Here is a 25,350-nt window from a genome sequence, read left to right as displayed (position 1 = left end):
GGGCGCGTGGACTACTTGTCGATGTCGCCGACCACGAAGAACATCGAGCCGAGGATCGCCACCATGTCCGCCACCAGCGTCCCGGGCAGCAGCTCGGTCAGCGCCTGGATGTTGTTGTACGACGCCGAGCGCAACTTGAGCCGGTACGGCGTCTTCTCACCCTTGCTGACCAGGTAGTACCCATTGATCCCGAGCGGGTTCTCGGTCCACGCGTAGGTGTGTCCCTCGGGCGCCTTCAGGACCTTCGGCAGGCGCTGGTTGACGGGCCCGGGCGGCAGCTCGGCGAGCCTGTCCAGGCAGGCGTCCGCGAGGTCCAGCGCGTTGTGCGTCTGTTCGAGCAGCACCTCGAAGCGGGCCAGGCAGTCGCCCTCGCTGCGGGTGACGACCTTCAGCGTGTCCCGCAGTTCGCCGTACGCCAGGTAGGGCTCGTCCCGGCGCAGGTCGAAGTCGACGCCCGAGCCGCGCGCGATGGGCCCGCTCACGCCGTAGGCGTGCACCGCCTCGGGGGCGAGCGCCCCCACCCCGCGCGTGCGCCCCCGGAAGATCTCGTTGCCGAGCACCAGGTCGTCGAAGACGTCCATCCGCGAGCGCACGGCGGCGACGGCGGCCCGCGCGCGGCCCGCCCAGCCGGCCGGCAGGTCCTCCTTGAGGCCGCCGACGCGGTTGAACATGTAGTGCATGCGCCCGCCGGAGACCTCCTCCATGACGTTCTGGAGCACCTCGCGCTCGCGGAACGCGTAGAACACGGGGGTGATCCCGCCCAGTTCCAGCGGGTAGGAGCCGAGGAACATCAGATGGTTGAGCACCCGGTTCAGCTCGGCGAGCAGCGTGCGCGTCCACACCGCGCGCTCGGGCACCTCCATGCCGAGCATCCGCTCCACGGCGAGGACCACACCCAGCTCGTTGGAGAACGCCGACAGCCAGTCGTGACGGTTGGCGAGCATGATGATCTGCCGGTAGTCGCGCGCCTCGAAGAGCTTCTCCGCGCCCCGGTGCATATAGCCGATCACCGGCTCGGCGTGCACGATGCGCTCGCCGTCCAGCACCAGCCTGAGCCGCAGCACGCCGTGCGTGGAGGGGTGCTGGGGCCCGATGTTGAGCACCATGTCGGTGCTTTCCGCGGCACCGCCGATCCCGACCGTGGTCTCCGTCGTAGGAGTCATGGCTCCAGTTTCCCCCATGCCCGGACGCGCGAAGGCCCGGCTTCCCCGTGGGGAGGCCGGGCCCGGTGTGCGGCGTGCCGTCGTCAGGAGGCCGCGCTGCGCAGCCCCTGGACGTCGATCTGCTCGGTCTCGTCGTGCGCGGTCAGGTCGATGACCTGTCCCACGCCGTGCGCCTTGTCGCCGGCGGGCTTGAACTCCGCCTCGGCCTCGGCCTTGTGCACGGCCAGCGCCTCCTGGCCGACGACATCGGCCAGGTCCTCGTTCTGCACGGCGTCCAGCGCGGGCTTCGGCGCGGCCTTCTGCGGGCCCGCGCCCTTGTGCGTGCCGAAGAAGTCGAATCCGCCCGAGGTCGTCGGGCGCCGCACGGGCGGTGCCGGTACGACGGCCACGGCGGTCGGCACCGTGAAGTGCCCGTCGGCGGGCGCCCCGGCGGCCTCGACCGGCTCAGGGGTCCCGGCAGGCTCGGGCGTCCCGTCTTGCGTGCCGGAGGCCGCGGGGGCCTGCGGGGCGGCGGCCGCGGGCCGTGCCCCGGCGGGTCCGGCCTCCTCGGACGGCGCGGGCGCACCGTCCGGCGCGGCTATGTCCCCGGCGTCGTCGTCTCCTTTGGCGGCGGCCGGGCCCTCACCCTCCGGCCCGGACCCGCTGCCGCGCTCCCGGCCGAACGCGGCCAGCGCCCGCAGCGCCTGCCCGTACAGCTTCGCGCCCTCGGCCGAGAACACGTCGTACGTCTTCTCCGGCTCCGCGACGGCGGCGGACGGCTCCGCGCTCCGGGCCGGCGGCAGGGCCGGCGAGGCCGAGCGCGACGGCAGTGTGGCGGACGAGCGCGCGGCGGACGGCAGCGCGGGCGTCCCGGACTCGATCTCCAGCAGGCGGCGGCCCTCCAGGGCGCTCGCGCGCTCGGTCTCCGCGGTGGCGTAGCGGCGCAGCAGGGCCGCGTGCTCGTTGCGCAGCCCGGCCAGCTCGGCGCGCTTGGCGCGCAGCCGCTGCTCCAGCTTGGTGCGCAGTTCGCGGGATTCCTCCAGGTCGGCCTCCAGCTCGGCGACCCGTTCCTCGAACCGCCACTCGTCGCCGGCCCGGGCGCGGGCGAGGTCGGCGACCTGCTTGCCCGCGTGGATGTCCCAGCGGCGCATCACGAACGCGCCGGCGAGCGCGGTCACCGCGGCGGCTCCGGCCAGCACGCGCAGCACCGCGGCCTCGGAGAACACCCAGGGACCCAGCGCGCAGGCGACGGAGACGCCGGCGATGGCGGAGGGGGGCAACAGCCGGTGCAGAGGCGGGGAATGGCGGTGGCGTCCACGTGGCATGGCCAGAAACTTACCGCGCGTAGGCGATTCATGGGTCCCCGCCCCGCAAAAACACGGCCACGCCGTGTGCTTCACGGGGCGTCAGGATCCGGTGGTTCAGTGCGAGACCAGCCGGCTGCCGAGCCACTGCAACGCCTCGGGGATCTCCCGCCGCCAGGTGTTGAAGTTGTGCCCACCGCTCGGAAGGATGATCGAGGAAATCCTGGTCACGTTCGTGTTCTGCACGCTCTTGATGAATTTGAGCGTGTCCTTGTAGTTGTGCTCACCGATTTTGCTGCTGGTGACGAGCAGTGACGTTTCCGGGGCCGCCTGGTGCTTGAGCACCCAGAAGAGGTTGGCACGATCGCGCAGGTTCGCGTCACCGTGGAAGAGGTCGCCGGTGGTGGGGTCGATCGGCGCGTTGTAGTACGGCGACAGGCCGACGGCGGCGGCGTACGACTTCGGGTGGTGCATGGCGATCTTCAGCGCGCAGTAACCGCCGGTCGAGTCGCCGATGATGCCCCAGCTCGCGGGCGTCTTGTCCACCCGGTAACGAGCCATCACCGAGTCGCGCAGGTCCTTGGCGAAGAACGTCTCCGTCTTCGGGCCCCCGGGCACGTCCACGCACTCGGTGTCCCGCGGCGGGGCCACCGCCGGGCGCATCATCACCAGGATCATCGGCTGCATCCGGCCGCTCTTGGCGAGCTGTTGCGCCGTGCTCGGGTAGCGCAGCTTGTCCACCAGCGCCTGCGCGGTGCCCGGGTAGCCCGTCAGGACGACGGAGACCGGGAACTTGCGGTCGCGGTTGCGCGGCTGGAAGTACTCCGGCGGCAGGTACACGAACGCCGGCGCCCCGATGCGGGTCGTCCGGCCGAGGATGTCGACCTTCTGGATCTGCCCGGCCACCTGCGGCGCCCCGCTGCTCACCCCGGTCACCCGGGAGGTGGAGACCACCTGGATCGGGCTGCGGGCACCGTCCGCTATGTGGTCGACGACCACGCCCTGGCCGTTCTCCTGGCCGAACAGGTCCGCCCAGCTGGCGTAGAAGCCGAACGCCTGGTTGGCGGCGAGCCCCACCGAGGCGAACAGCGCGAGCTGGGTGACGAGCAGCATCCCGATCCGTCCGCCGACGGCCCGCCAGCTGTGCCGGGCGAGCCGCGGCCACAGCCACACCGTGCCCGCGAACAGCACCACGGCGAACACGACCGCCAGCACCAGCACCTTGTTGCTCGTCAGACCCATGGCTGTTTCCCTGCCTGCGCTCTCGGCCCGTGCCGCGCCCACGCGCCGTCGCGTGGGTTTGCCCGGGGCTTTCCTCGGCCTTTGACCCGACTTTCCGGAGGGGAGTGAACCTCTCTCCCCGAGACACCGTCCTAGAGGGCGCAATGTCACCGGATGCCCGATCGGGCCCGGGTCCAAGGTCTCTCGCAGAACTACGGGATGCGATGTCTGTCAGGATAGATGGGGAAATGTCGGGCGGGGTTCCGGGCCGATCGAACCGGGCGCTGCGCATACCGCGCGGCCCGCGCCCCGAGGCCGTCCCCGGCCTGGTCGGCAGGGCGGTCGCGCTCGTCGGCCTCCTGGACATCGCCGCAGGAGTCTTCCCGCGCTTCCGTCACAGCCGTATGCACGCCCTGGCCGAGGTGCTCCCCGGTTCCTTCGGACCGTTCGCCGCGGCCCTCTCGCTCAGCGTCGGCGTGCTGTTGCTGCTGCTCGCGCATGGACTCAGGCGGCGCAAGCGCCGTGCGTGGCGCGCCGCGGTCGCGCTGCTGCCGGCCGGCGCGGTGAGCCAGTTCGCCTACCGCCACTCGCTGGCCGGCGTGCTGTTCGCGGTCGTCCTGCTGGTGCCGCTGATCTGGCACCGCCGGGAGTTCGCGGCCCTGCCGGACCCGCGCAGCCGCTGGCGCGCACTCGCCAACTTCGTGCTGATGAGCGCCGGTTCGCTCGTGCTCGGGCTGGTCATCGTCAGCGTCCACCCGCACCGCACGATCGGCGACCCGAGCCTGGCCGACCGCCTCACCCACGTCGTCTACGGCCTGTTCGGTTTCGAGGGCCCGGTCGACTACCAGGGCAACACCTCCTGGACCGTCGCCTTCTCCCTCGGCGCGCTCGGCTGGCTCACCGCCGTCACCACCATCTACCTGGCCTTCCGCCCCGAGCACCCGGCCGCCCACCTCACCGAGGACGACGAGGCGAAGCTGCGGGCGCTGCTGGCCAGGCACGGCCGCCGCGACTCCCTCGGCCACTTCGCGCTGCGCCGCGACAAGGCGGTCGTCTTCTCGCCCAGCGGCAAGGCCGCCGTCACCTACCGCGTCATCTCCGGCGTGATGCTCGCCAGCGGCGACCCCATCGGGGACGTCGAGGCCTGGCCGGGCGCCATCGAACGCTTCATGGACGAGGCCAGGGCGCACTCCTGGACGCCCGCGGTCGTGGGCTGCTCGGAGACCGGCGGCGAGGTGTGGACCCGCGAAACCGGGCTGGACGCCCTGGAACTCGGCGACGAGGCGGTGGTGGACGTCGCGGATTTCTCGCTCGCCGGGCGCGCCATGCGCAACGTCCGGCAGATGGTCAAGCGCATCGAACGGGCCGGTTACGAAACCCGGGTACGGCGCATCCATGACCTCGGCGAGGCCGAGCTGGACCGCATCCGGCGGGCCGCGGAGGACTGGCGCGGCACCGACACCGAGCGCGGCTTCTCCATGGCCCTCGGCCGGATCGGCGACCCGGCCGACGGCGACTGCCTCATAGCCACCGCCCACAAGGCCGACGACGCACCGGGCGAGTACGGCGACCTGAAGGCGATCCTGCACTTCGTGCCCTGGGGCGAGGACGGCGCCTCGCTCGACCTGATGCGGCGCGACCGCAGCGCCGACCCGGGCATGAACGAGCTGCTGATCGTCGCCGCCCTCCAGGCCGCGCCCAGGTTCGGCATCACCCGCGTCTCGCTGAACTTCGCCATGTTCCGCTCCGCCCTCGCCCGCGGCGAGAAGATCGGCGCCGGGCCGGTGCTGCGCGCCTGGCGCGGGCTGCTGGTCTTCCTCTCGCGCTGGTTCCAGATCGAGTCGCTGTACAAGTTCAACGCCAAGTTCCAGCCGCGCTGGGAGCCGCGCTTCATCGTCTACCGCGCGACCACCGACCTGCCCCGCATCGGCTTCGCCACCATGCAGGCCGAGGGCTTCGTCAACCTGGCCCTGCCCATGCCCCGCTTCCTGCGGCGCCGCCGTCCGGCCGCCGAACGCACGTGCGCGCACACCGTGACCGAACGCGACGCCCGCGCGGCATGATCCGTCCGTCCGGCGCCGCCCCGGCCCTACGGGCCGTCGCGGCGCCGCCCGGGGCCTACGCTGAACGTATGAACAAGCTCAGCGGGCGCGGCCGAGTGGCGGGCCTTCCGGCATGGGACCGGTGCGCGGTCATGGGGGTCGTGAACGTCACCCCCGATTCCTTCTCCGACGGCGGCCGCTGGTTCGACACGACGGCCGCCGTCAAGCACGGCCTCGACCTCGTCGCCGCGGGCGCCGACCTGATCGACGTCGGCGGCGAGTCCACCCGCCCGGGCGCCACCCGGGTGGACGAGGACGAGGAGCTGCGGCGGGTCATCCCGGTCGTGCGGGGCCTCGCCGCCGAAGGCGTCGTCGTCTCCGTCGACACCATGCGCGCCTCCGTCGCGGCCCGGTCCCTGGAGGCCGGCGCCGCCCTCGTCAACGACGTCAGCGGCGGCCTCGCGGACCCCGAGATGATCCCGGTCGTCGCCGCCGCCGGCGCCCCCTTCGTCGTCATGCACTGGCGCGGCTTCCTGGCGGGCGGCGGCATCCACGGCGTGTACGAGGACGTCGTCGGCGAGGTCGTGGACGAACTGCGCGCCCGGATCGACGCCGTCCTGGCCGGCGGCATCGCCCCCGACCGGATCGTCGTCGACCCCGGTCTCGGCTTCTCCAAGGAGGCCGAGCACGACCTCGCCCTCCTGGCCCACCTCGACCGGCTGCGCGCCCTCGGCCACCCGCTGCTGGTGGCCGCCTCCCGCAAGCGGTTCCTCGGCCGGGTGCTCGCCGGACCCGAGGGCGCTCCCCCGCCCGCGCGGGAACGCGACGCCGCCACCGCCGCCGTCTCCGCCCTCGCGGCGCACGCCGGCGCCTGGGCCGTGCGCGTCCACGAGGTGCGCGCCACGGCGGACGCCGTACGGGTCGCGCGCGCGGTCGAAGGGGCACGCGCCACGGCGGGTACGGCGCCCGTCCCGGCGGACCCGGCGGCCGACGCGGCGCACGAAACCGGCCACGCCCCCGGCGCCGCCGGCGGACACACCGCGGACGGAGCCCGGTGAGCGCCCCCCACACCGACGTCGAACAGGTCGAGGCCGCCAACACCGCCTTCTACGAGGCCCTCGAACGCGGTGACTTCGAGGAGGTCTCCGACCTCTGGCTCACCCCCGCCGACCTGGGCGTGGACGAGGAGTACCACGACCCCGCCGACAGCGGCGTGATCTCCTGCGTGCACCCCGGCTGGCCGGTGCTCACCGGCCGCGGCGAGGTCCTCAGGTCGTACGCCCTGATCATGGCCAACACCGACTACATCCAGTTCTTCCTGACCGATGTGCACGTCTCCGTCACCGGCGACACCGCGCTCGTGACCTGCACCGAGAACATCCTCAGCGGCGGCCCCGCCCCCGCGGAGGGCGACGAACTCGGGCCCCTGGTCGGCCAGCTCGTCGTCGCCACCAATGTGTTCCGGCGCACACCGCTCGGCTGGAAACTCTGGTCCCACCACGCCTCACCCGTGCTCGCCGACGGCGACGACACCGAGGAAGGCGAGGGCGGCGCGAATGGCGTGAATCCGGACGACGACCCCCTCGCCTGAGCGGGTAGGGAACCGACGACGGCGCACCGGACCGAGAAGTGGTTGGAATCACCTACCCCGGGGTATGACCGGCTACCAGCCCATGACGCGGCGGGGTTCCCCGGGGGGAACGAGCGGGGAAACCCTCCCTGTCCCGGCCGGGCCCGGGCCCCTGGGACCCGGGCCTGTCGGCGCCCGCAGGTAGATTCGTCTGTGACCGGTGTGTCGCCCGCACGCGGTACGGGCCGGTCGTTCCCGACGATTGCAGGAGTGATTCGCGTGGATCGTGTCGCGCTGCGCGGCCTGAAGGCCCGCGGGCACCACGGTGTGTTCCCCAAGGAGCGCGAGGAGGGCCAGACCTTCCTCGTGGACATCGTCCTGGGCCTGGACATCCGGCCGGCCGCGGCCGACGACGACCTGACGAAGACCGTGCACTACGGCATCGTGGCCGAGGAGGTCGTGGCCGTGGTCGAGGGCGAGCCGGTGAACCTCATCGAGACGCTGGCCGAGCGGATCGCCCAGACCTGCCTGAAACACGAAGGGGTCCAGGAGGTCGAGGTGTGCGTGCACAAGCCCGACGCCCCGATCACCGTCCCCTTCGACGACGTGACCGTCACCATCACCCGGAGCCGAGTATGACCCGACCTTTCGTCCAGGGTCACAGTGACCCGACCGTCCAGCCGGTGCCCGCCTCGGTCGTCGAGAAGGTCGACGCGGCCGACACCACCCTGCAGAACCCCAAGTGGGCCGTGATCTCCATCGGGTCCAACCTCGGCAACCGCCTGGAGACCCTCCAGGGCGCCGTGGACGCGCTGGAGGACACCCCCGGCGTCCGCGTCAAGGCCGTCTCGCCCGTCTACGAGACCGAGCCCTGGGGCGTCGAACCCGGCAGCCAGCCGTCGTACTTCAACGCGGTGGTGGCCCTGAAGACCACCCTGCCGCCCTCCTCCCTGCTGGAGCGCGCGCACGCCGTCGAGGAGGCATTCCACCGCGTCCGCGACGAGCGCTGGGGCGCGCGCACCCTGGACGTGGACATCGTCGCCTACGCCGACGTCACCTCCGACGACCCGCAGCTGACCCTGCCCCACCCGCGCGCCCACGAGCGCGCGTTCGTCCTCGCGCCCTGGCACGACGTGGACCCGGCGGCCCAGCTGCCCGGCCGCGGCACCGTGGCCGAGCTGCTCGCGGCCGTCACCCGGGAAGGCGTCGAACCGCGCACAGACCTGGAACTCCGACTGCCCGAGTAGTCGTTAAGGTCAAGACGACCACCACCGGGACCCGGTCCGGGGGAACTGAAGGGACACCGTGAGAGAGCTGCGCATCAGGGTGCTGATCGGCGTGTTCGTCGTGGCGGGCATCCTGTCCTGGGCGGGCGCCCGCCTCTGGAACTCGATCGGGACCCTGCCCGGCGTCCCCCTGGCCGCCCCCATCGTCCTCGCCCTGATCGCCGTGGTCCTGCTGTCCACGGCGCTCTCGATCCGCTCCCGCCTCAAGGCCCAGCGCGAGCGCCGCCCCGGCGCGAAGGGCGTCGACCCGCTGATGGCCGCCCGCGCGGTCGTCTTCGGCCAGGCCAGCGCCCTGGTCGCCGCCCTCGTCGCCGGCATGTACGGCGGCACGGGCGTCTTCCTGCTGGAGCTCCTGGACATCCCCACCCGCCGCGACCAGGCCTTCTACGCGGGCTTCTCGGTCCTCGCGGGCATCGCCGTGATAGCGGCCGCCCTCTTCCTCGAACGCGTCTGCAAGCTCCCCGAGGACGACGACCAGGACCACCCGGGCGCGGAACCGGCGGCGTGACCGCCGGCTCCCCCGGTCTCCGGCTCAGCGCGCCATGATCAGGCTCATGGCCTCGTTGCGGGTCGCCGCGTCGCGCAGCTGACCGCGCACCGCCGACGTTATGGTCTTGGCGCCCGGCTTGCGGATGCCGCGCATCGACATGCACATGTGCTCGCACTCGACGACCACGATGACGCCGCGCGGCTCCAGGATCTCCATCAGGGAGTCCGCGATCTGCGTGGTGAGTCGTTCCTGCACCTGCGGCCGGCGGGCGTAGACGTCCACCAGACGCGCCAGCTTCGACAGACCGGTGATCTTCCCGGAGACCGACGGGATGTAGCCCACGTGCGCCACGCCCCGGAACGGCACCAGGTGGTGCTCACAGGTCGAGTACACCTCGATGTCCTTCACCAGGACCATCTCGTCGTGCCCCAGGTCGAACGTGGTGGTGAGCACGTCCTCGGGCTGCTGCCACAGCCCGGCGAAGATCTCCTTGTACGCCCGCGCCACCCGAGCCGGCGTCTCGCGCAGCCCCTCGCGGTCGGGGTCCTCACCGACCGCGATCAGCAGCTCGCGTACGGCATTCTCGGCGCGCTTCTCGTCGAACTCGCCGACGGGGCGCTCGCTGTCCAGCGTCACCGGGTCGGTCATCTGGTGCCTCGTTCCTGTCGTCCCACGTGCGTGCATACGAAAAATGCCGCGCCCCCCAGGCTAGAACCTGGGGGGCGCGGCGTTCATTCCGGGCCGCCTCGGCCGGAAAGCGGCCGGTGGGTCAGCTTTCCGGACGGTCCTCCGGAGCCTGGTCCGTCACCGGGGCGGACTCGCTCGCGGTGGACTTGGCCGTGCTGATCGCGGCCGTCGAACCGTTCGCACCGTTGGTCAGCGCCAGCTCCTTCGGCGAGAGCACCGGGGGGCGGGTGGACGGGGTGCGGCGCGAGGAGCCGGTCCAGGCGGGCCGCGGCGGGCGCTTGACGATCGGGGCGAAGATCTCGGCGATCTCCTCCTTGCCCAGCGTCTCCTTCTCCAGCAGCTGGAGAACGAGGTTGTCGAGCACGTCGCGGTTCTCGACCAGGATCTCCCAGGCCTCGTTGTGCGCGGTCTCGATGAGCTTCTTGACCTCTTCGTCCACCAGCGCGGCGACCTCTTCCGAGTAGTCGCGCTGGTGCGCCATCTCACGGCCGAGGAAGGGCTCGCTGTTGTCGCCGCCGAACTTGATGGCGCCGAGCCGCTCGGTCATGCCGTACTGGGTGACCATCGCGCGGGCCAGGTTGGTGGCCTTCTCGATGTCGTTGGCGGCACCGGTGGTCGGGTCGTGGAAGACCAGTTCCTCGGCCGCCCGGCCGCCCAGCATGTAGGCGAGCTGGTCAAGCATCTCGTTGCGCGTGGTCGAGTACTTGTCCTCGTCGGGCAGGACCATCGTGTAACCGAGGGCACGGCCGCGGGACAGGATCGTGATCTTGTGGACCGGGTCGGAGTTCGGCGAGGCCGCCGCGACCAGGGCGTGACCGCCCTCGTGGTACGCGGTGATCTTCTTCTCCTTGTCCGACATGATCCGGGTCCGCTTCTGCGGGCCCGCGACCACACGGTCGATCGCCTCGTCCAGCGCCTTGTTGTCGATCAGCTTCTGGTCGCTGCGCGCGGTGAGCAGCGCGGCCTCGTTGAGCACGTTGGCCAGGTCGGCGCCGGTCATACCGGGGGTGCGGCGGGCGACGGCGGCCAGGTCGACGTCGTTCGCGACCGGCTTGCCCTTCTGGTGGACCTTGAGGATCTCCAGACGGCCCTGGAGGTCCGGCGGGTCGACCGCGATCTGGCGGTCGAAGCGGCCGGGCCGCAGCAGCGCCGGGTCGAGGATGTCGGGCCGGTTGGTGGCGGCGATCAGGATGACGCCGCCCTTGACGTCGAAGCCGTCCATCTCGACCAGCAGCTGGTTGAGGGTCTGCTCGCGCTCGTCGTGCCCACCGCCGAGGCCGGCGCCGCGGTGGCGGCCGACCGCGTCGATCTCGTCCACGAAGACGATCGCCGGGGCGTTCGCCTTGGCCTGCTCGAACAGGTCGCGGACGCGGGAGGCGCCGACACCGACGAACATCTCCACGAAGTCGGAACCGGAGATCGAGTAGAAGGGGACCCCGGCCTCGCCCGCGACGGCACGCGCCAGCAGGGTCTTGCCGGTACCCGGGCGGCCGTAGAGCAGCACACCCTTGGGGATCTTGGCGCCGACGGCCTGGAACTTGGCCGGCTCCTGGAGGAACTCCTTGATCTCGTGGAGTTCCTCGACGGCCTCGTCACAGCCGGCGACGTCCGAGAACGTCGTCTTCGGGGTGTCCTTGGTGATCAGCTTGGCCTTGGACTTCCCGAAGTTCATCACCCGGGAGCCGCCGCCCTGCATCTGGTTCATCAGGAACAGGAAGACGACGACGATCAGGACGAAGGGCAGCAGGGAGAGCAGGACGCCGACGAACGGGTTCTGCTTGGACGGCGAGACCGTGTAGCCGTCCGGGATCTGCTTGTTCTGGTACTTGGTCTGCAGCGTGCCGGCGATGGTCACACCCTGGTCGCCGATGTAGCTCGCCTGGATCTTGGAGCTGCCGGAGACCTTCTGGCCGTCCTTGAGGGTGACCTTGATGGTCTGCTCGTCGCCCGTGGTCAGTTTGGCCGACTGGACCCTGTTGTCATTGATCGCCGCGACGACCTGGCCGGTGTCCACCGTCTTGTAGCCGCCGGACGAGCCGACGACCTGCATCAACACGACCACGGCAAGGACGGCCAGCACGATCCACATGACCGGCCCACGGAAGTATCGCTTCACGTCCATCCATACGGAGCGGTGCCGCCCCGTCCCTCCTGCCATAGTGAGTTTGATAAGACAGTTCTTCTGACGGTACCCCAGCAATGGTGCCCGAAGCCGCGCGGAGCCGTTTCGACGGCTGGGAAACCCGTCTCTGCAAGCTTCAACGGCACGGGACCCGCCGGGGTTCCCGATCACCTCGCCGGGCTTGGGCCGACTGGCTCAGCCCGGGCCCGGTTCCGGTTCAGCCGCCGTAGACGTGCGGCGCGAGCGTACCGACGAACGGGAGGTTGCGGTACTTCTCGGCGTAGTCGAGGCCGTAGCCGACGACGAACTCGTTCGGAATGTCGAAGCCGACCCATTCCACTTCGATGGCGACCTTGGCGGCGTCCGGCTTGCGCAGCAGCGTGCACACCTTGAGGGAGGCCGGCTCGCGGGAGCCGAGGTTGTTGATCAGCCAGGACAGGGTCAGGCCGGAGTCGATGATGTCCTCGACGATCAGGACGTCGCGGCCCTTGATGTCGGTGTCGAGGTCCTTGAGGATCCGCACGACACCGGAGGACTGGGTGCCCGCACCGTAGGAGGACACGGCCATCCAGTCCATGGTGACCGGGGTGGACAGCGCCCGGGCGAGGTCGGCCATGACCATCACCGCGCCCTTGAGGACGCCGACGATCAGCAGGTCCTTGCCCTCGTACTCCGCGTCGATCTTCGCGGCCAGCTCGGCCAGCTTGGCGTCGATCTCTTCCTTGGTGATGAGCACCTTCTCGAGGTCGGCACCCATGTCTTTCGCGTCCACCCGCATCACTTTCGGTCGTCCCGCACTTACGGCCGTGAAAACGGCCTCCGGCCGGCCCGGTCGGCCGCCGGAGGGTCGCTCCGGGCCGTCGGGACTCAGCCTTGCCGAATCACCAGTCTGCCACCCTGACGCTGGGCGACGACGCGGCCCGGGAGATTGATGGCTCCCTGGCCCCGCCAGCCGGTGATCAGCCGGTCGACTTCCTCGATGTGGCGGGCGAACAGGGAACCGGCCGGGGCGCCCGCCTCGATGGCGGCGCGGCGCAGGATCCGGCGGCGCACGGCGGGCGGCAGCGCGTAGAGCTTGGCGCACTCCAGCCGGCCCGCGGCGTCGCGCACCGAGGCCTCGGCCTGGCTGGCCCAGGCGTCGAGGGCGTCGGCGTCGTCGCGGGACAGCTGGGCGGTGCGGGCGAGCGCTTCCACGACGCCCTTGCCGAGGGCCTTCTCCAGGGCGGGCAGGCCCTCGTGCCGCAGCCGGGAGCGGGTGTAGGCGGGGTCGGTGTTGTGGGGGTCGTCCCAGACGGGCAGGGACTGGACCATGCAGGCCTTGCGGGCGGTCTGCCGGTCGAGGTGGAGGAAGGGGCGCCGGTAACGGCCGCCGGCCCCCGAGACCGCGGCCATTCCGGACAGGGAGCGGATGCCGGAGCCCCGGGCGAGGCCCAGCAGGACGGTTTCGGCCTGGTCGTCGCGGGTGTGGCCGAGCAGGATCGCGGCGGCGCCGTGCCGTTCGAGCGCGGCGTCCAGGGCGGCGTAGCGGGCGTCGCGGGCGGCGGCCTCGGGGCCGCCGTCGCGGCCGACGTCGACGGCGACGGCTTCGACGGGGTCGAGGCCGAGACCGCGCATCCGCAGGGCGACCTCGTCGGCGCGGAGGTCGGAGCCGGGCTGGAGACCGTGGTCGACGGTGATGCCGCCGGCGCGCAGGCCGAGCTTGGGCGCCTCGAAGGCGAGCGCGGAGGCGAGGGCCATGGAGTCGGCGCCGCCGGAACACGCGACGAGCACGAGCGGGGGCGCGGGCGGGGCGCTGGAGGCCGCGGGCGAGGGGACGAGCGGGGAGGGGGGCCGCTCGGCCGTCCGGCCCGGGTGTCCCACGGTGGCCGGGTGGCCGTCGCCGGGTGCCGGGAGGTCGTTCAGGATGTCGTGGAGGACGCGGCGGACCGCCAGGCGTATCGCCGCGACCGCAGGATGGGGACCCATGTCCGGTTCCCTTCATGAAGTATCCGGGGGGTGAGCCCGATTCGGTCACTCAGAGTGTGTAGATGGTGACAGAAGCGGGCCGTTCCCCGAGCATTGCACGCCTACGCATGGCTCACGGTCCCTCGGACGGGTGATTGGAGGGGCGTTCGTCTGCCGTCGGCCGGATTCGGTTCACGACCCAGGCGTGTGTTTCACGACTCCGCCTTGCGGTGCACCCGCGCGACCCAGTCCGCCGGTTTGGCGATCTCCGCCTTGGTGGGCAGGGTGTTGGGCGAGGTCCACACGCGGTTGAAGCCGTCGACGCCGACCTGGTCGACGACGGCCCGGACGAAGCGCTCGCCGTCCCGGTACTGCTTGAGCTTGGCGTCCAGGCCCAGCAGTTTGCGCAGGGCCTGGTCGAGCCGGGAGGCGCCCTTGGCGCGGCGCTGCTGGAACTTCTCGCGGATCTCGGCGACGGTCGGTACGACGCTGGGGCCGACCCCGTCCATCACGTAGTCGGCGTGGCCCTCCAGCAGGGACATCACGGCGGTGAGCCGGCCGAGGATCTCGCGCTGCGCGGGCGTCTGCACCAGTTCCACGAAGGAGCGGCCGCCGTCGTCCTGCTCGCCCTCGGGCCGGCCGCCGGCCAGCGACTGGGCGGCCTCGCGGATGCGCTCCAGGAAGGTCATGGGGTCGACGTCCGTCTCCGCCAGGAACGACTGGATCTCGCCCTCCAGGTGGTCGCGCAGCCAGGGCACGGCCGTGAACTGGGTGCGGTGGGTCTCCTCGTGCAGGCACACCCACAGGCGGAAGTCGTGCGGCTGCACGTCGAGTTCGCGCTCGACGTGGACGATGTTGGGGGCGACGAGGAGGAGGCGTCCGCCGCCGTTCCCGCCGGCCGGCAGGTCGCGGGTGGCGGGGGCGAAGGTCTCGTACTGGCCGAGGACGCGGGAGGAGAGGAACGACAGCAGCATGCCGAGTTCCACGCCGGTGACCTTGCCGCCGACGGCGCCGAGAACGGCGCTGCCGGGGTGGCCGCCGCGCCGTTCCTGCATCTTGTCCAGGAGCGGTTTGAGGATCTCGCGGAAACCGGCGACGTTGGCCCGGACCCAGCCGGGCCGGTCCACCACGAGGACGGGTGTGTCGTGGCTCTGCTCGGTCTCCAGACGAGTGAAGCCCCGGACGTGTTCCTCCGAGGCCTTCGCGTGCCGGCGCAGCTCCGCGACGACGGCACGGGCCTCGTCGCGGGTGACGTCGGGGCCGGGGCGTGCGAGCCGTGTCGCGGTCGCCACCGCGAGGTTCCAGTCGACCATCCCGGGGGATGCGGTGCCTCCGAAGCCTGTCATGCGTCAACGGTACGTGAGCGCCACCGCTTGGGGCAGGCCGTGGGGGTCGGCCGGGGGCCGTACGGACAAGGTTTTGCGTCGGCGGGGGCGGGAGCCGGCCGGACGGTGCGCCGGGCGGCCCGGAGCCGCTCAGCCACAGGCGCAGGTGGCCAGTGCGGTGGCGGTCTTGTCCAGGGCGGACTGGGCCGCCATCGGGTCCTTCGTGCCCGAGGCCAGGAAGGCGAAGGTCAGGAGCCGGCCGGAGCGGTCGACGACCGTGCCGGCCAGGGTGTTGACGCCGGTCAGGGTGCCGGTCTTGGCGTGCACGAGGCCGGCGGCGCCGTCGGCGTAGCGGGCACTGAGGGTGCCGGTGAAGTGGGCGATGGGCAGGCCGGTGAGCAGGGGCCGCAGGCCGGGGTGGTCGGGGGTGCCGGCCTTGACCAGGATCGCGGTGAGGAGGTCGGCCGTGAGCCGGTCGGTGCGGTCGAGGCCGCTGCCGTCGTGGAAGGAGGTCCCGGCCAGCGGCAGGCCCAGCCGCTTCAGCTGCGCGGCGATCGCCTTCGCGCCGCCGCCGAAGCTCGCGGGCTGCCCGCTCGCCAGCGCGGTCTGGCGGGCGAGGGCCTCGGCGATGTCGTTGTCGCTGTTGGTCAGCATGCGCTCGACCAGGGCGGACAGCGGCGGCGAGGCGACGGTGGCGAGGGTCTCGGGGTGGCCGGTGGCCTTGGCCGGGGCGGGCGCGGTCGTGGTGATCCCGGCGGCCTCGAGGAAGCCGGCGAACTTCTGCGCCGCGTCCTTCGCCGGGTCGGCGACCCGGGCCACGGGCCCGCTGGCGGAGCCGTCGGTACGGCCCTCGTCGGCGGTGAGGGCGACGACCTGGGCGAGGTTGTCGTTGACGCCGATGGAGTGCAGCGCGGGACCGGTGTAGAGCGAGGTGTCGTAGGCCAGCGTGACCTTGTGGACGCCGCGCTGCCGCAGGGCGGCGGCGGTCTTCGTCGCCAGGGTGCGCAGGCTCGCCCAGCCGCCCGCGTCGGCGCGCGCGGTGAGCGTGGGGTCGCCGCCGCCGACGAGCACGAGTTCGCCGCCGGCCGCCGTGAAGGCGGTGCGGGTGGTGAAGCGGTGGTCGGGGCCGAGCGCGTTCAGCGCGGCGACGGCGGTGGCGAGCTTGGTGGTGGAGGCGGGCGTGAGTCCCTTGTCGGCGCCGGTGCCGTACAGCCGTCTGCCGGTGGCCGCGTCCACGACCACCGCCGTGCGGGTGTCGCCGAGGGCGGTGGAGGCCAGCAGGGGGTCCAGGACGTCCGCGAGGGGGGTCGCGCCCTTCGCCGGGGCCTGCCTGGTGTCCGCGGGGCCGGTGGCGGGGCCCAGGCCCGTCAGGACGGGCGGCGCGCTCGGCGCCGGGCGGGGCTCGCCCGCCGCACCGGCGGCGCCGTGATCTGCGCCACCCGCGTGCTCCAGGGCGACCGCCCGGTCCCGCTCGGCCGTACGCTGACCGGTGGCGTCCCACGGCCCGGCCAGGGTCACCACGCCGGCGGCGAGCACCAGGCCGGCGGTGGCGGCGCCCGCGGTGTACTGCAAGGTGCTGGGGGTACGCGGACGGGGGAGGTCGGCGAGCAGCGGTCGTACCGTGGACACAAGCCGCGCGACCTGCGGTTTCGCCGTCCCGAGGGCAAGCGTGAGGCGCGGTCGTACGGCGTTCGCGAACCGCTTCACCCGCGGCCTTGCGGCCCGCCAAGGCCTGAGCTCCGGCACGACCACCAGCCCCTTTCGCGATCACACACCTGCGTGAGGGACACTTAACCACCAGAACTATGTGCTGATCATGGAGGAGCCACCGGTGGAGTTCGACGTCACGATCGAGATCCCGAAGGGTTCGCGCAACAAGTACGAGGTGGACCACGAGACCGGTCGGATCCGCCTGGACCGTCGCCTCTTCACCTCGACCGCCTACCCGACCGACTACGGCTTCGTCGAGAACACCCTCGGCGAGGACGGCGACCCGCTGGACGCGCTGGTCATCCTGGACGAGCCGACCTTCCCGGGGTGCCTGATCAAGTGCCGCGCCATCGGCATGTTCCGGATGACGGACGAGGCGGGCGGCGACGACAAGCTGCTGTGCGTGCCGGCCACCGACCCGCGGGTCGAGCACCTGCGCGACATCCACCACGTGTCGGAGTTCGACCGCCTGGAGATCCAGCACTTCTTCGAGGTGTACAAGGACCTGGAGCCCGGCAAGTCGGTCGAGGGCGCCAACTGGGTGGGCCGTGCGGACGCCGAGCAGGAGATCGAGCGGTCCTACAAGCGCTTCAAGGAGCAGGGCGGTCACTGACCCCCGCTCGTGGGACGGGCCGCACACACCCGTGTGCGGCCCGTTTGCATGTCCGCTGAGCGCGCATGCGCATACTGAGGCCAGCGGAAGGTGTCGTTCAGGGACGGTGCGAGGTGACGGAGGCGGAGGACCGCAAGCCCCGGTCTGACGAGGCGCGGTACGACCCGGAGATCACTTCGGAGTTCGCCATCCCCAAGGGGCTCGACGTCCCGAAGACGGTGGCCGAACCGGAGACGACCTCCGAGTTCGCGGTGCCCGAAGGGCTCCTCGCGCCGCAGCCGCCGGGCGCGGAACCGGAGGGATCGGCGTTCAGCACGCCGCGCACGTACAGCGCGCAGGGCGGGCCGGCCGCGTTCACGCCGGCCACCGGGGTGCCGCTGGTCAGCCTGATCAAGGACGCCCCGTGGCAGGACCGGATGCGCACGATGCTGCGCATGCCGGTGACGGAGCGGCCCGCGCCGGAGCCGGTGCAGCACGAGGAGGAGAGCGGCCCGGCGGTCCCGCGCGTGCTGGACCTGACCCTGCGTATCGGGGAGCTGCTGCTGGCGGGCGGCGAGGGCGCGGAGGACGTGGAGGCCGCGATGTTCGCGGTGTGCCGGTCCTACGGCCTGGACCGCTGCGAGCCCAACGTCACGTTCACCCTGCTGTCGATCTCGCACCAGCCGTCGCTGGTGGAGGACCCGGTGACGGCCTCCCGGACGGTACGGCGGCGCGGCACCGACTACACCCGCCTCGCGGCCGTCTTCCGGCTGGTGGACGACCTGACCGACCCCGAGACCCATGTGTCCCTGGAGGAGGCCTACCGGCGCCTGGCCGAGATACGGCGCAACCGGCACCCCTACCCCGGCTGGGCGCTGAGCCTGGCCAGCGGGCTGCTGGCGGGCGCGGCCTCGATGCTGGTCGGCGGTGATCTGGTCGTCTTCTTCGCGGCGGCGGTCGGTGCGATGCTCGGCGACCGGCTGGCGTGGCTGTGCGCGGGCCGCGGACTGCCGGAGTTCTACCAGTTCACGGTGGCCGCGATGCCGCCCGCGGCGATCGGGGTGGCGTTCGCGCTGGCCCACGTGGACGTGAAGGCGTCCGCGGTGATCACCGGTGGGCTGTTCGCGCTGCTGCCCGGACGGGCGCTGGTGGCCGGCGTCCAGGACGGCCTGACGGGCTTCTACATCACCGCCTCGGCCCGCCTCCTGGAGGTCCTGTACTTCTTCGTGGGCATCGTCACCGGCGTGCTGGTCGTCCTGTACTTCGGCGTGAAGGTGGGCGGCAAGCTCAACCCGGACGTGGCGCTGCACACCTCCCAGCGGCCGCTGATCCAGATCGCGGCCTCCATGCTGCTGTCGCTGACCTTCGCGGTGCTGCTCCAGCAGGAACGGTCCACCGTGCTCTGGGTGACCCTCAACGGCGGGGTCGCCTGGAGCGTGTACGGCGCGATGCGCTACGTCGCCGACATCTCGCCGGTGGCGTCCACGGCGGTGGCCGCGGGCCTGGTCGGGCTGTTCGGGCAGCTGCTGTCCCGCTACCGGTTCGCCTCCGCGCTGCCGTACACGACGGCGGCGATCGGGCCGCTGCTACCCGGTTCCGCGACCTACTTCGGGCTGTTGAACATGGCCCAGAACCACGTGGACAAGGGGCTGGTGTCGCTGGCCAACGCGGCGTCGCTGGCCATGGCGATCGCGATCGGGGTCAATCTCGGGTCCGAGGTCTTCCGGCTGTTCCTGCGCGTGGGCTCCCCCGGCAAGCGCAGGGCGGCCAAGCGGACCAGGGGGTTCTGAGCGGCCTACCGGTCGCGCTGGTCGTACGGGTACCCGTCCTGGTCCTGGTGGGGCGGGTACTGGCCCTGGGGGGCCTGGCCCTGCTGCGGGTACTGGCGCGGGTCGTAGTACGGCTGCCGCTGGTCCCAGTCCTGCTGCCGGGGCTGCTGGTACTGCGGCTGCTGGTACTGCGGCTGAGGCTGCTGGTGCGGCTGGGGCTGCTGGTGGCCGTACTGCCGGCCGTCGTAGCCCTGGTCGCCGTACTGCCCGCCGCCGTACTGCTGCTGCCGGTACGGCCGCGGCTCGTCCGGTTCGATGCGGCGCAGCCGGGTCGTGGCGTCGTCCGTCATCGGGGGCTGGTACTGCGGGCGGGGTGCCTCGGCCCGGGCCGGCCGCGGCCGCTCCTGCGCCTGGTCCCGGGCGCCCTTCTTCTCCTTGCCGCGGGCCCGCAGGTACTCGATGCCGATCGGGACCACCGAGACGAGGACGATCAGGATGAGGATCGCCTCGATGTTGTTCTTCACGAAGCCGATGTTGCCGAGCCAGGAACCGAGCAGGGTGACGCCCGCGCCCCACAGGGTGCCGCCGATGACGTTGAAGGTCAGGAAGGACCGGTACCGCATGCCGCTCACGCCCGCGATGATCGGCGTGAAGGTGCGCACCACCGGCACGAAGCGGGCCAGGATCAGCGACTTGGGGCCGTACTTCTCGAAGAACTCGTGCGCCTTGGTGACGTTCTCCTGCTTGAACAGGCGGGAGTCGGGCCGGTTGAACAGGGACGGGCCCACCTTCTTGCCGAACATGTAGCCCGCCTGGTCACCGAGGATCGCGGCCACGCAGATCAGCGCGATCGCGCCCCACAGCGGGAAGTCCAGCTGGTGCGAGGTGATCAGCAGACCGCAGGTGAACAGCAGCGAGTCGCCGGGCAGGAAGAAGCCGATGAGCAGGCCGGACTCGGCGAAGACTATGAGCAGCAGACCCCAGATGCTGTAGGTGTCGAGCAGGTAGTTGGGGTCCAGCCAGCTCGGGCCGAGGGCGAGTGTCATCACGGGTCCGGGCTCCTGATGGGGGAAGGGTGGCGGCTACGGTGTCTCGGTACGGCCGCACAAAGCTATCAACGTGAGGTGACCGCCCCGGGTTCCCCCAGGTGGCCGCGGGACGACGGGCAGAAAGCGGTGTTCCATGGGACTCGAGGACTTCGGCGGCGGGCAGGGGCCCCAGTCGGACGTACTGGTCGTGACGACGAACGACGTGCCGGGCTACCGGGTGGAGCAGGTGATCGGTGAGGTCTTCGGGCTCACCGTACGCTCGCGGCACCTGGGCAGCCAGATCGGCGCCGGGCTGAAGTCGATGATCGGCGGCGAGCTGAAGGGGCTGACCAAGACGTTGGTGCAGACCCGCAACCAGGCCATGGAGCGCCTGGTGGAGCAGGCCCGCGCGCGGGGCGCCAACGGGGTGCTCGCCTTCCGGTTCGACGTGACGGAGGCCGCGGACGTCGGCACCGAGGTGTGCGCCTACGGCACGGCCGTGGTCCTGACCCGGGAGTGACCCCGGGCCAGGACCGGTCACCGCGCCCGGCCGCCCCTCAGGAGGCGTGGCGGTCGGCGTTGGCCAGGATCGCGTCGCGCAGGTGTTCGGCGAGTCCCGGGTGCACCGCGTCGTAGTACGCCTTGAAGCGCTCGTCGGAGACGTACATCTGCGCGAAGCACCGGTGCATCTCGTACGGGACGTCGAAGTAGTACGTGCCGACGTGCCGGCGGTGTTCCTCGGCGAGGTCCATGGCCGCCTCGTCGGCGGGCCGCACGCCGGCCGCCACCAGGGCGGCGTACCGCTCCTGCCAGTCGTCGACCTCGGCCTTGATCCGCTTCCAGTCCTCCTTGGTGTAGGTGGCGGCGCGGCGCTGCGACTCGGCGTACACCTCCGTGTCGCCCCAGCGCGCCCGCGCCTCCTCGCGGTACTGCTCGGGGTCCTTGTCCCCGAACACCTCGAACCGCTCTTCCGGGGTGAGGTTGATGCCCATCGTGCGTGCCTCCATGGCGTGCTCCACGGCCGCGGCCATCCTCTGGAGCCGCTCGATCCGGTCGGTCAGCAGCGCGTGCTGCCGGCGCAGGTGCGCGCCGGGGTCCGCGTCCGGGTCGTCCAGCAGGGCCGCGACCTCGTCGAGCGGGAAGCCGAGTTCCCGGTAGAACAGGACCTGTTGGAGCCGGTCGAGATCGGCGTCGGTGTAGCGCCGGTGGCCCGCGTACGTGCGCTCGCCGGGCACCAGCAGGCCGATCTCGTCGTAGTGGTGCAGGGTGCGCACCGTGACGCCGGCGAATCCCGCGACCTGTCCCACGGAGTAGCCCAACTCTCCGCTCTCCTTCGCTCTTTCGTCGGTACGCGGTCCACCCTGCGGCCTCACGTCACGTGAGGTGCAAGTCCGTCCCGTCCCCCGGGGCCGGGGCGGGTGGCTCAGGGTAGGCGTCGGGGTCGTCCCGGATGTCGGGTGGTGCGGTATTGCGTAGGGTGATCGCGAGGAGGCTGCCCATGGCCCTGCACAAAGGTCCGCAGAAGCACCAGGAACAGGTGATGTCCGTCAACCCGTTCTTCGGGGAGGCCAACCCGGTCGGCGGCATGACCGAGGCCCCGCCCACCCACCGGCTTCCGGACGCCCCGATCCCCCGGCCACCGCCTACCAGCTGGTCCACGACGAGCTGATGCTGGACGGCAACTCCCGGCTGAACCTGGCCACCTTCGTGAGCACCTGGATGGAGCCGCAGGCCGGGGTGCTGATGGCGGAGTGCCGGGACAAGAACATGATCGACAAGGACGAGTACCCGCGCACCGCCGAGCTGGAGCGGCGCTGCGTGGCGATGCTCGCCGATCTGTGGAACGCGCCTGATCCCTCGGCGGCCGTGGGCTGTTCGACCACCGGGTCCAGCGAGGCGTGCATGCTCGCCGGGATGGCGCTCAAGCGGCGCTGGGCGCAGCGCAACGCCGACCGGTACCCGGGCGCCCGCCCCAATCTCGTGATGGGCGTCAACGTCCAGGTGTGCTGGGAGAAGTTCTGCAACTTCTGGGAGGTGGAGGCCCGGCTGGTGCCCATGGAGGGCGAGCGCTTCCACCTGGACCCGCAGGCGGCGGCCGAGTTGTGCGACGAGAACACCATCGGGGTCGTCGGCATCCTCGGCTCGACCTTCGACGGCTCCTACGAGCCCATCGCGGACCTGTGCGCGGCCCTGGACGCGCTCCAGGAGCGCACCGGCCTGGACATCCCGGTGCACGTCGACGGAGCCTCCGGCGCGATGGTGGCGCCGTTCCTGGACGAGGACCTGGTCTGGGACTTCCGGCTGCCGCGCGTGGCCTCCATCAACACCTCGGGGCACAAGTACGGGCTGGTGTACCCGGGCGTCGGCTGGGCGCTGTGGCGGGACACCGAGGCGCTGCCCGAGGACCTGGTCTTCCGGGTCAACTACCTGGGCGGCGACATGCCGACCTTCGCGCTCAACTTCTCCCGCCCCGGCGCCCAGGTCGTGGCGCAGTACTACAACTTTCTGCGGCTGGGCCGCGAGGGCTACCGGGCGGTCCAGCAGTCGACGCGGGACGTGGCCCGCTCACTGGCCGACCGGATCGAGGGCCTCGGCGACTTCCGGCTGCTCACCCGCGGCGACCAGCTCCCCGTGTTCGCCTTCACCACGGCCGAGCACGTCACGGCGTACGACGTCTTCGACGTCTCCCGCCGCATCCGGGAGAGCGGCTGGCTGGTCCCGGCGTACACCTTCCCGGCCAACCGCGAGGACCTCTCGGTCCTGCGCATCGTCTGCCGCAACGGCTTCTCCCACGACCTGGCCGACCTCTTCCTGGCCGACCTCACCCGGCTCCTGCCCGAGCTGCGCCGCCAGCCCCACCCGCTGACCCGGGACAAGGAGGCGGCGACGAGCTTCCACCACTAGGGCCTCTCCCCCGGCCGCGGCGGGCGCGCGGCCGGGGCCCTGCGGGGCCGTCCGGTTACGGCTCCTGCCGCTCCAGGGCGACCAGTTCGAAGGCGGTCTTCCCGTCGAGGGACTCGCGCAGGATGTCGGCGTGACCGGCGTGCCGGGCGGTCTCGCGGATCAGGTGGAGGCACAGCCAGCGCAGCGAGACGCGGCCCTCCGGCGGGAACCAGGGGTCGGGCGGCAGCGGGAAGGTGTCGTCCAGGCTGGGCGCGGAGCGGATGTACTTCTCCGTCTCGGCCGCGACCTGCTCCCAGTACGCCAGCTGGGAGGCCACCGTCTCCTCGCCGACCAGCCGGAAGCTCTCGTCCCAGTTCGACTGGTCCCGCCGCACCGCCGGCGGCTCCTGCTTCGCGCGGGCGAGCCACGCCTGCTCGACCTCGGCGACGTGCTTGAGCAGCCCGCCCAGGGACAGCTCGCTCGCGCTCGGACGGGTGCGGGCCTGCTCCTCGCTCAGCCCGAGCACGGCCCGGCGGATGCCGCCGCGCTGCTCCTCCAGGAACGCCAGCAGCGCTCCCCGCTCGTCGCCCCGTGCCTCCGCAGCCACGTGCGTGACCATGACCGGCCGCCTCTCCTCGGTTCACCGGGGCGGTCGCCCCGACACCGGAAAAGCTACGGGCCCTCTAGGTCGGATCCTGACCTAAAGGGCCCGCGGGAGCCGGAGCGGTTCAGAACGGGAAGCCGCTGCGGCCGTGCTGGACCGAGATCCACTTGACCGAGGTGAAGGCCTCCAGGGTCGTCTCGCCGTTGAGGCGGCCGACACCGGAGTTCTTCTCACCGCCGAAGGGCACGATCGGCTCGTCGTGCACGGTGCCGTCGTTCACGTGGAACATGCCGCTGTCGATGCGCTTGGCGAAGGCGACGCCCCGCTCGACGTTCCCGGTGTGGACGGCGCCGCTGAGGCCGTACGGGGTGTCGTTGACGATCCTGACCGCCTCCTCCTCGCCGTCGAACGGGACGAGGAAGACGACCGGACCGAACACCTCCTGCTGGAGCAGCGACGAGTCGGCGGGCACACCGGTGAGCACCGAGGGCTCGACCAGGTTGTTGGTGGTGGTGCCGTGCACCAGGGCGGTGGCGCCCTCGGCCAGCGCCTGCTCGACCACGCCGGAAAGGGCGTTCGCCTGCGCGGAGTTGATCACCGGGCCGATGACGGTCTCCGGGTCGCGCGGGTCGCCGACCTTGAGGGTGCGGACCTTGGCGACGAACTTCTCGGTGAACTCGTCGGCGACCGACCGGTCCACGAGGACCCGGTTGGCGGCCATGCAGACCTGGCCCTGGTGGACGAACCGGCTGAAGACCGCCGCGTCCACCGCGTAGTCGAGGTCCGCGTCGTCCAGCACCACCAGGGCGCTGTTGCCGCCCAGTTCGAGCACCGAGCGCTTGAAGTTGGCGGCGCAGACGGTGGCGACGTGCCGGCCCACCTGGTCGGAACCGGTGAAGGAGATGACCTTCGGGATCGGGTGCTCGATGAACGCGTCGCCGATCTCGGCGATGTCGGTGACGACCACGTTCAGCAGGCCGCCGGGCAGCCCGGCCTCCTCGAACAGCTTGGCGATCAGGGTGCCGCCGGCGATCGGGGTGTTCTGGTGCGGCTTGAGGACCACGCCGTTGCCGAGCGCGAGGGCCGGGGCGACGGACTTCAGCGACAGCAGGAAGGGGAAGTTGAAGGGGCTGATCACGCCCACGACGCCCACCGGCACCCGGTAGACGCGGTTCTCCTTGCCCTCGCCCGGGGACGGCAGGATCCGGCCCTCGGGGGCCAGCGCCAGGTGGACGGCCTCGCGCAGGAACTCCTTGGCGAGGTGCAGCTCGAAGCCGGCCTTCACCCGGGTGCCGCCGAGCTCCGCGATGATCAGGTCGGATATCTCCTGCTCGCGGTCCTCCAGCAGCCGCAGCACCCGCTCGAACACCGCGCGCCGGACGTACGGGCTGGTCTCGCCCCAGGCCTTCTGGGCGCGCGCGGCGGCCCGGTAGGCCTGGTCGACCTCGTCGACGGTGGCCACGGTGATGGAGGCCAGCTTCTCGTCGTCGTACGGATTGAAGTCGATGACGTCCCAGGAGCCACTGCCCGGTCGCCATTCACCGTCGATGTACTGCTGGGCCAGGTCGCTGAAGTAGGACGACATGTGATCCCTCAATCACTAGCGGAGCCGGATCCCGGCCACGGTCTGA

The 25,350-nt window shown here is 71.6% G+C and carries 22 protein-coding genes and 1 pseudogene; 10 read left to right on the top strand and 13 right to left on the bottom strand.

Annotated elements, in window-relative coordinates:
• Window positions 1-11: 11 nt before the first annotated feature.
• The 3 genes from BLW85_RS21830 to BLW85_RS21820 form a co-directional block, all read right to left on the bottom strand.
• Window positions 12-1,163, bottom strand: coding sequence for an NADH-quinone oxidoreductase subunit D (locus BLW85_RS21830; protein WP_070022471.1), 1,152 nt, complete (start codon window positions 1,161-1,163; stop codon window positions 12-14).
• A gap of 83 nt (window positions 1,164-1,246) precedes the next feature.
• Window positions 1,247-2,467 (bottom strand): hypothetical protein, encoded by a 1,221-nt coding sequence (locus BLW85_RS21825; protein WP_208624884.1) that lies wholly within the window; start codon window positions 2,465-2,467, stop codon window positions 1,247-1,249.
• 96 nt (window positions 2,468-2,563) lie between these two features.
• Window positions 2,564-3,688: an alpha/beta hydrolase gene (locus tag BLW85_RS21820; protein WP_070022470.1), complete on the bottom strand. Its 1,125-nt coding sequence runs from the start codon at window positions 3,686-3,688 to the stop codon at window positions 2,564-2,566.
• Between the two features lie 227 nt (window positions 3,689-3,915).
• On the opposite strand from BLW85_RS21820, the gene BLW85_RS21815 reads away from it, so the two are divergent.
• From BLW85_RS21815 to BLW85_RS21790, 6 genes are all read left to right on the top strand, one after another.
• A complete protein-coding gene (locus BLW85_RS21815) occupies window positions 3,916-5,730 on the top strand; it encodes a phosphatidylglycerol lysyltransferase domain-containing protein (RefSeq protein WP_074992913.1) in 1,815 nt (604 codons plus the stop codon).
• Window positions 5,731-5,798: 68 nt separating this feature from the next.
• Window positions 5,799-6,767 (top strand): dihydropteroate synthase, encoded by a 969-nt coding sequence (gene folP / locus BLW85_RS21810; RefSeq protein ID WP_074992912.1) that lies wholly within the window; start codon window positions 5,799-5,801, stop codon window positions 6,765-6,767.
• Window positions 6,764-7,300, top strand: coding sequence for a nuclear transport factor 2 family protein (locus tag BLW85_RS21805; RefSeq protein WP_074992911.1), 537 nt, complete (start codon window positions 6,764-6,766; stop codon window positions 7,298-7,300). The genes folP and BLW85_RS21805 overlap by 4 nt, the downstream gene beginning before the upstream one ends.
• A 258-nt stretch (window positions 7,301-7,558) precedes the next feature.
• The gene (gene folB, locus BLW85_RS21800; RefSeq protein ID WP_070022467.1) at window positions 7,559-7,918 is read left to right on the top strand and encodes a dihydroneopterin aldolase; all 360 of its coding nucleotides are present in this window, start codon (window positions 7,559-7,561) and stop codon (window positions 7,916-7,918) included.
• Window positions 7,915-8,526 carry a 2-amino-4-hydroxy-6-hydroxymethyldihydropteridine diphosphokinase gene (folK, locus tag BLW85_RS21795; protein WP_070022466.1) on the top strand — a complete coding sequence of 204 codons (612 nt, stop codon included), beginning with the start codon at window positions 7,915-7,917 and terminating at the stop codon, window positions 8,524-8,526. Before folB ends, folK begins: the two co-directional genes overlap by 4 nt.
• Before the next feature lie 58 nt (window positions 8,527-8,584).
• Window positions 8,585-9,073, top strand: coding sequence for a DUF3180 domain-containing protein (locus tag BLW85_RS21790; RefSeq protein WP_070022465.1), 489 nt, complete (start codon window positions 8,585-8,587; stop codon window positions 9,071-9,073).
• A gap of 24 nt (window positions 9,074-9,097) precedes the next feature.
• Here BLW85_RS21790 and folE read toward each other — a convergent pair whose 3' ends face one another.
• From folE to dacB, 6 genes are all read right to left on the bottom strand, one after another.
• Window positions 9,098-9,703, bottom strand: a complete 606-nt coding sequence (gene folE / locus BLW85_RS21785; RefSeq protein WP_070022464.1) for a GTP cyclohydrolase I FolE — start codon at window positions 9,701-9,703, stop codon at window positions 9,098-9,100.
• Window positions 9,704-9,824: 121 nt separating this feature from the next.
• Window positions 9,825-11,864, bottom strand: a complete 2,040-nt coding sequence (gene ftsH / locus BLW85_RS21780) for an ATP-dependent zinc metalloprotease FtsH (protein WP_074992910.1) — start codon at window positions 11,862-11,864, stop codon at window positions 9,825-9,827.
• Between the two features lie 217 nt (window positions 11,865-12,081).
• Window positions 12,082-12,642, bottom strand: a complete 561-nt coding sequence (gene hpt / locus BLW85_RS21775; protein WP_074992909.1) for a hypoxanthine phosphoribosyltransferase — start codon at window positions 12,640-12,642, stop codon at window positions 12,082-12,084.
• Between the two features lie 89 nt (window positions 12,643-12,731).
• Window positions 12,732-13,829, bottom strand: coding sequence for a tRNA lysidine(34) synthetase TilS (tilS, locus tag BLW85_RS21770; protein WP_070022461.1), 1,098 nt, complete (start codon window positions 13,827-13,829; stop codon window positions 12,732-12,734).
• Between the two features lie 191 nt (window positions 13,830-14,020).
• Window positions 14,021-15,154, bottom strand: a complete 1,134-nt coding sequence (locus tag BLW85_RS21765; RefSeq protein ID WP_071828815.1) for a zinc-dependent metalloprotease — start codon at window positions 15,152-15,154, stop codon at window positions 14,021-14,023.
• 129 nt (window positions 15,155-15,283) lie between these two features.
• Window positions 15,284-16,885 (bottom strand): D-alanyl-D-alanine carboxypeptidase/D-alanyl-D-alanine endopeptidase, encoded by a 1,602-nt coding sequence (gene dacB / locus BLW85_RS21760; RefSeq protein WP_079172386.1) that lies wholly within the window; start codon window positions 16,883-16,885, stop codon window positions 15,284-15,286.
• A 79-nt stretch (window positions 16,886-16,964) separates the two neighbouring features.
• Between dacB and BLW85_RS21755 the strand changes: the two genes are divergently transcribed.
• Window positions 16,965-17,456 carry an inorganic diphosphatase gene (locus tag BLW85_RS21755; RefSeq protein ID WP_070022518.1) on the top strand — a complete coding sequence of 164 codons (492 nt, stop codon included), beginning with the start codon at window positions 16,965-16,967 and terminating at the stop codon, window positions 17,454-17,456.
• A gap of 113 nt (window positions 17,457-17,569) precedes the next feature.
• The gene (locus BLW85_RS21750) at window positions 17,570-19,225 is read left to right on the top strand and encodes a threonine/serine exporter family protein (RefSeq protein ID WP_074992907.1); all 1,656 of its coding nucleotides are present in this window, start codon (window positions 17,570-17,572) and stop codon (window positions 19,223-19,225) included.
• 5 nt (window positions 19,226-19,230) lie between these two features.
• Here BLW85_RS21750 and BLW85_RS21745 read toward each other — a convergent pair whose 3' ends face one another.
• Complete coding sequence (locus BLW85_RS21745; protein WP_425275366.1) at window positions 19,231-20,250, bottom strand: DedA family protein; 1,020 nt, start codon at window positions 20,248-20,250, stop codon at window positions 19,231-19,233.
• A gap of 136 nt (window positions 20,251-20,386) precedes the next feature.
• Between BLW85_RS21745 and BLW85_RS21740 the strand changes: the two genes are divergently transcribed.
• Entirely contained in the window at window positions 20,387-20,752 is a 366-nt protein-coding gene (locus BLW85_RS21740; RefSeq protein WP_070022456.1) for a YbjQ family protein, read from the top strand.
• Window positions 20,753-20,789: 37 nt separating this feature from the next.
• Here the strand turns inward: BLW85_RS21740 and BLW85_RS21735 are convergent, their stop codons facing one another.
• The gene (locus BLW85_RS21735) at window positions 20,790-21,551 is read right to left on the bottom strand and encodes a MerR family transcriptional regulator (protein ID WP_074992905.1); all 762 of its coding nucleotides are present in this window, start codon (window positions 21,549-21,551) and stop codon (window positions 20,790-20,792) included.
• Window positions 21,552-21,730: 179 nt separating this feature from the next.
• Here BLW85_RS21735 and gad point away from each other — a divergent pair.
• A pseudogene (gad, locus tag BLW85_RS21730) lies at window positions 21,731-23,136 on the top strand (glutamate decarboxylase).
• Between the two features lie 55 nt (window positions 23,137-23,191).
• Here the strand turns inward: gad and BLW85_RS21725 are convergent.
• Both BLW85_RS21725 and BLW85_RS21720 read right to left on the bottom strand, forming a co-directional pair.
• On the bottom strand, window positions 23,192-23,734 hold the full coding sequence (locus BLW85_RS21725) for a DinB family protein (protein ID WP_074992904.1): 543 nt from the start codon (window positions 23,732-23,734) through the stop codon (window positions 23,192-23,194).
• Between the two features lie 109 nt (window positions 23,735-23,843).
• Window positions 23,844-25,304 carry an aldehyde dehydrogenase family protein gene (locus BLW85_RS21720; RefSeq protein WP_070022452.1) on the bottom strand — a complete coding sequence of 487 codons (1,461 nt, stop codon included), beginning with the start codon at window positions 25,302-25,304 and terminating at the stop codon, window positions 23,844-23,846.
• Between the last annotated feature and the right edge of the window lie 46 nt (window positions 25,305-25,350).

The organism is Streptomyces misionensis (assembly GCF_900104815.1).
GTDB lineage: Bacteria > Actinomycetota > Actinomycetes > Streptomycetales > Streptomycetaceae > Streptomyces > Streptomyces misionensis.
This window is presented reverse-complemented; position numbering and strand designations above follow the sequence as displayed.

Coding starts and splice junctions, on each gene's coding strand:
- BLW85_RS21820 (WP_070022470.1), bottom strand. CDS start 3,688: ATGGGTCTGACGAGCAACAAGGTGCTGGTGCTGGCGGTCGTGTTCGCC.
- BLW85_RS21765 (WP_071828815.1), bottom strand. CDS start 15,154: ATGACAGGCTTCGGAGGCACCGCATCCCCCGGGATGGTCGACTGGAAC.
- folK (WP_070022466.1), top strand. CDS start 7,915: ATGACCCGACCTTTCGTCCAGGGTCACAGTGACCCGACCGTCCAGCCG.
- BLW85_RS21830 (WP_070022471.1), bottom strand. CDS start 1,163: ATGACTCCTACGACGGAGACCACGGTCGGGATCGGCGGTGCCGCGGAA.
- BLW85_RS21825 (WP_208624884.1), bottom strand. CDS start 2,467: ATGCCACGTGGACGCCACCGCCATTCCCCGCCTCTGCACCGGCTGTTG.
- BLW85_RS21740 (WP_070022456.1), top strand. CDS start 20,387: ATGGGACTCGAGGACTTCGGCGGCGGGCAGGGGCCCCAGTCGGACGTA.
- ftsH (WP_074992910.1), bottom strand. CDS start 11,864: ATGGACGTGAAGCGATACTTCCGTGGGCCGGTCATGTGGATCGTGCTG.
- hpt (WP_074992909.1), bottom strand. CDS start 12,642: ATGCGGGTGGACGCGAAAGACATGGGTGCCGACCTCGAGAAGGTGCTC.
- folP (WP_074992912.1), top strand. CDS start 5,799: ATGAACAAGCTCAGCGGGCGCGGCCGAGTGGCGGGCCTTCCGGCATGG.
- tilS (WP_070022461.1), bottom strand. CDS start 13,829: ATGGGTCCCCATCCTGCGGTCGCGGCGATACGCCTGGCGGTCCGCCGC.
- folE (WP_070022464.1), bottom strand. CDS start 9,703: ATGACCGACCCGGTGACGCTGGACAGCGAGCGCCCCGTCGGCGAGTTC.
- BLW85_RS21725 (WP_074992904.1), bottom strand. CDS start 23,734: ATGGTCACGCACGTGGCTGCGGAGGCACGGGGCGACGAGCGGGGAGCG.
- BLW85_RS21745 (WP_425275366.1), bottom strand. CDS start 20,250: ATGACACTCGCCCTCGGCCCGAGCTGGCTGGACCCCAACTACCTGCTC.
- BLW85_RS21720 (WP_070022452.1), bottom strand. CDS start 25,304: ATGTCGTCCTACTTCAGCGACCTGGCCCAGCAGTACATCGACGGTGAA.
- BLW85_RS21815 (WP_074992913.1), top strand. CDS start 3,916: ATGTCGGGCGGGGTTCCGGGCCGATCGAACCGGGCGCTGCGCATACCG.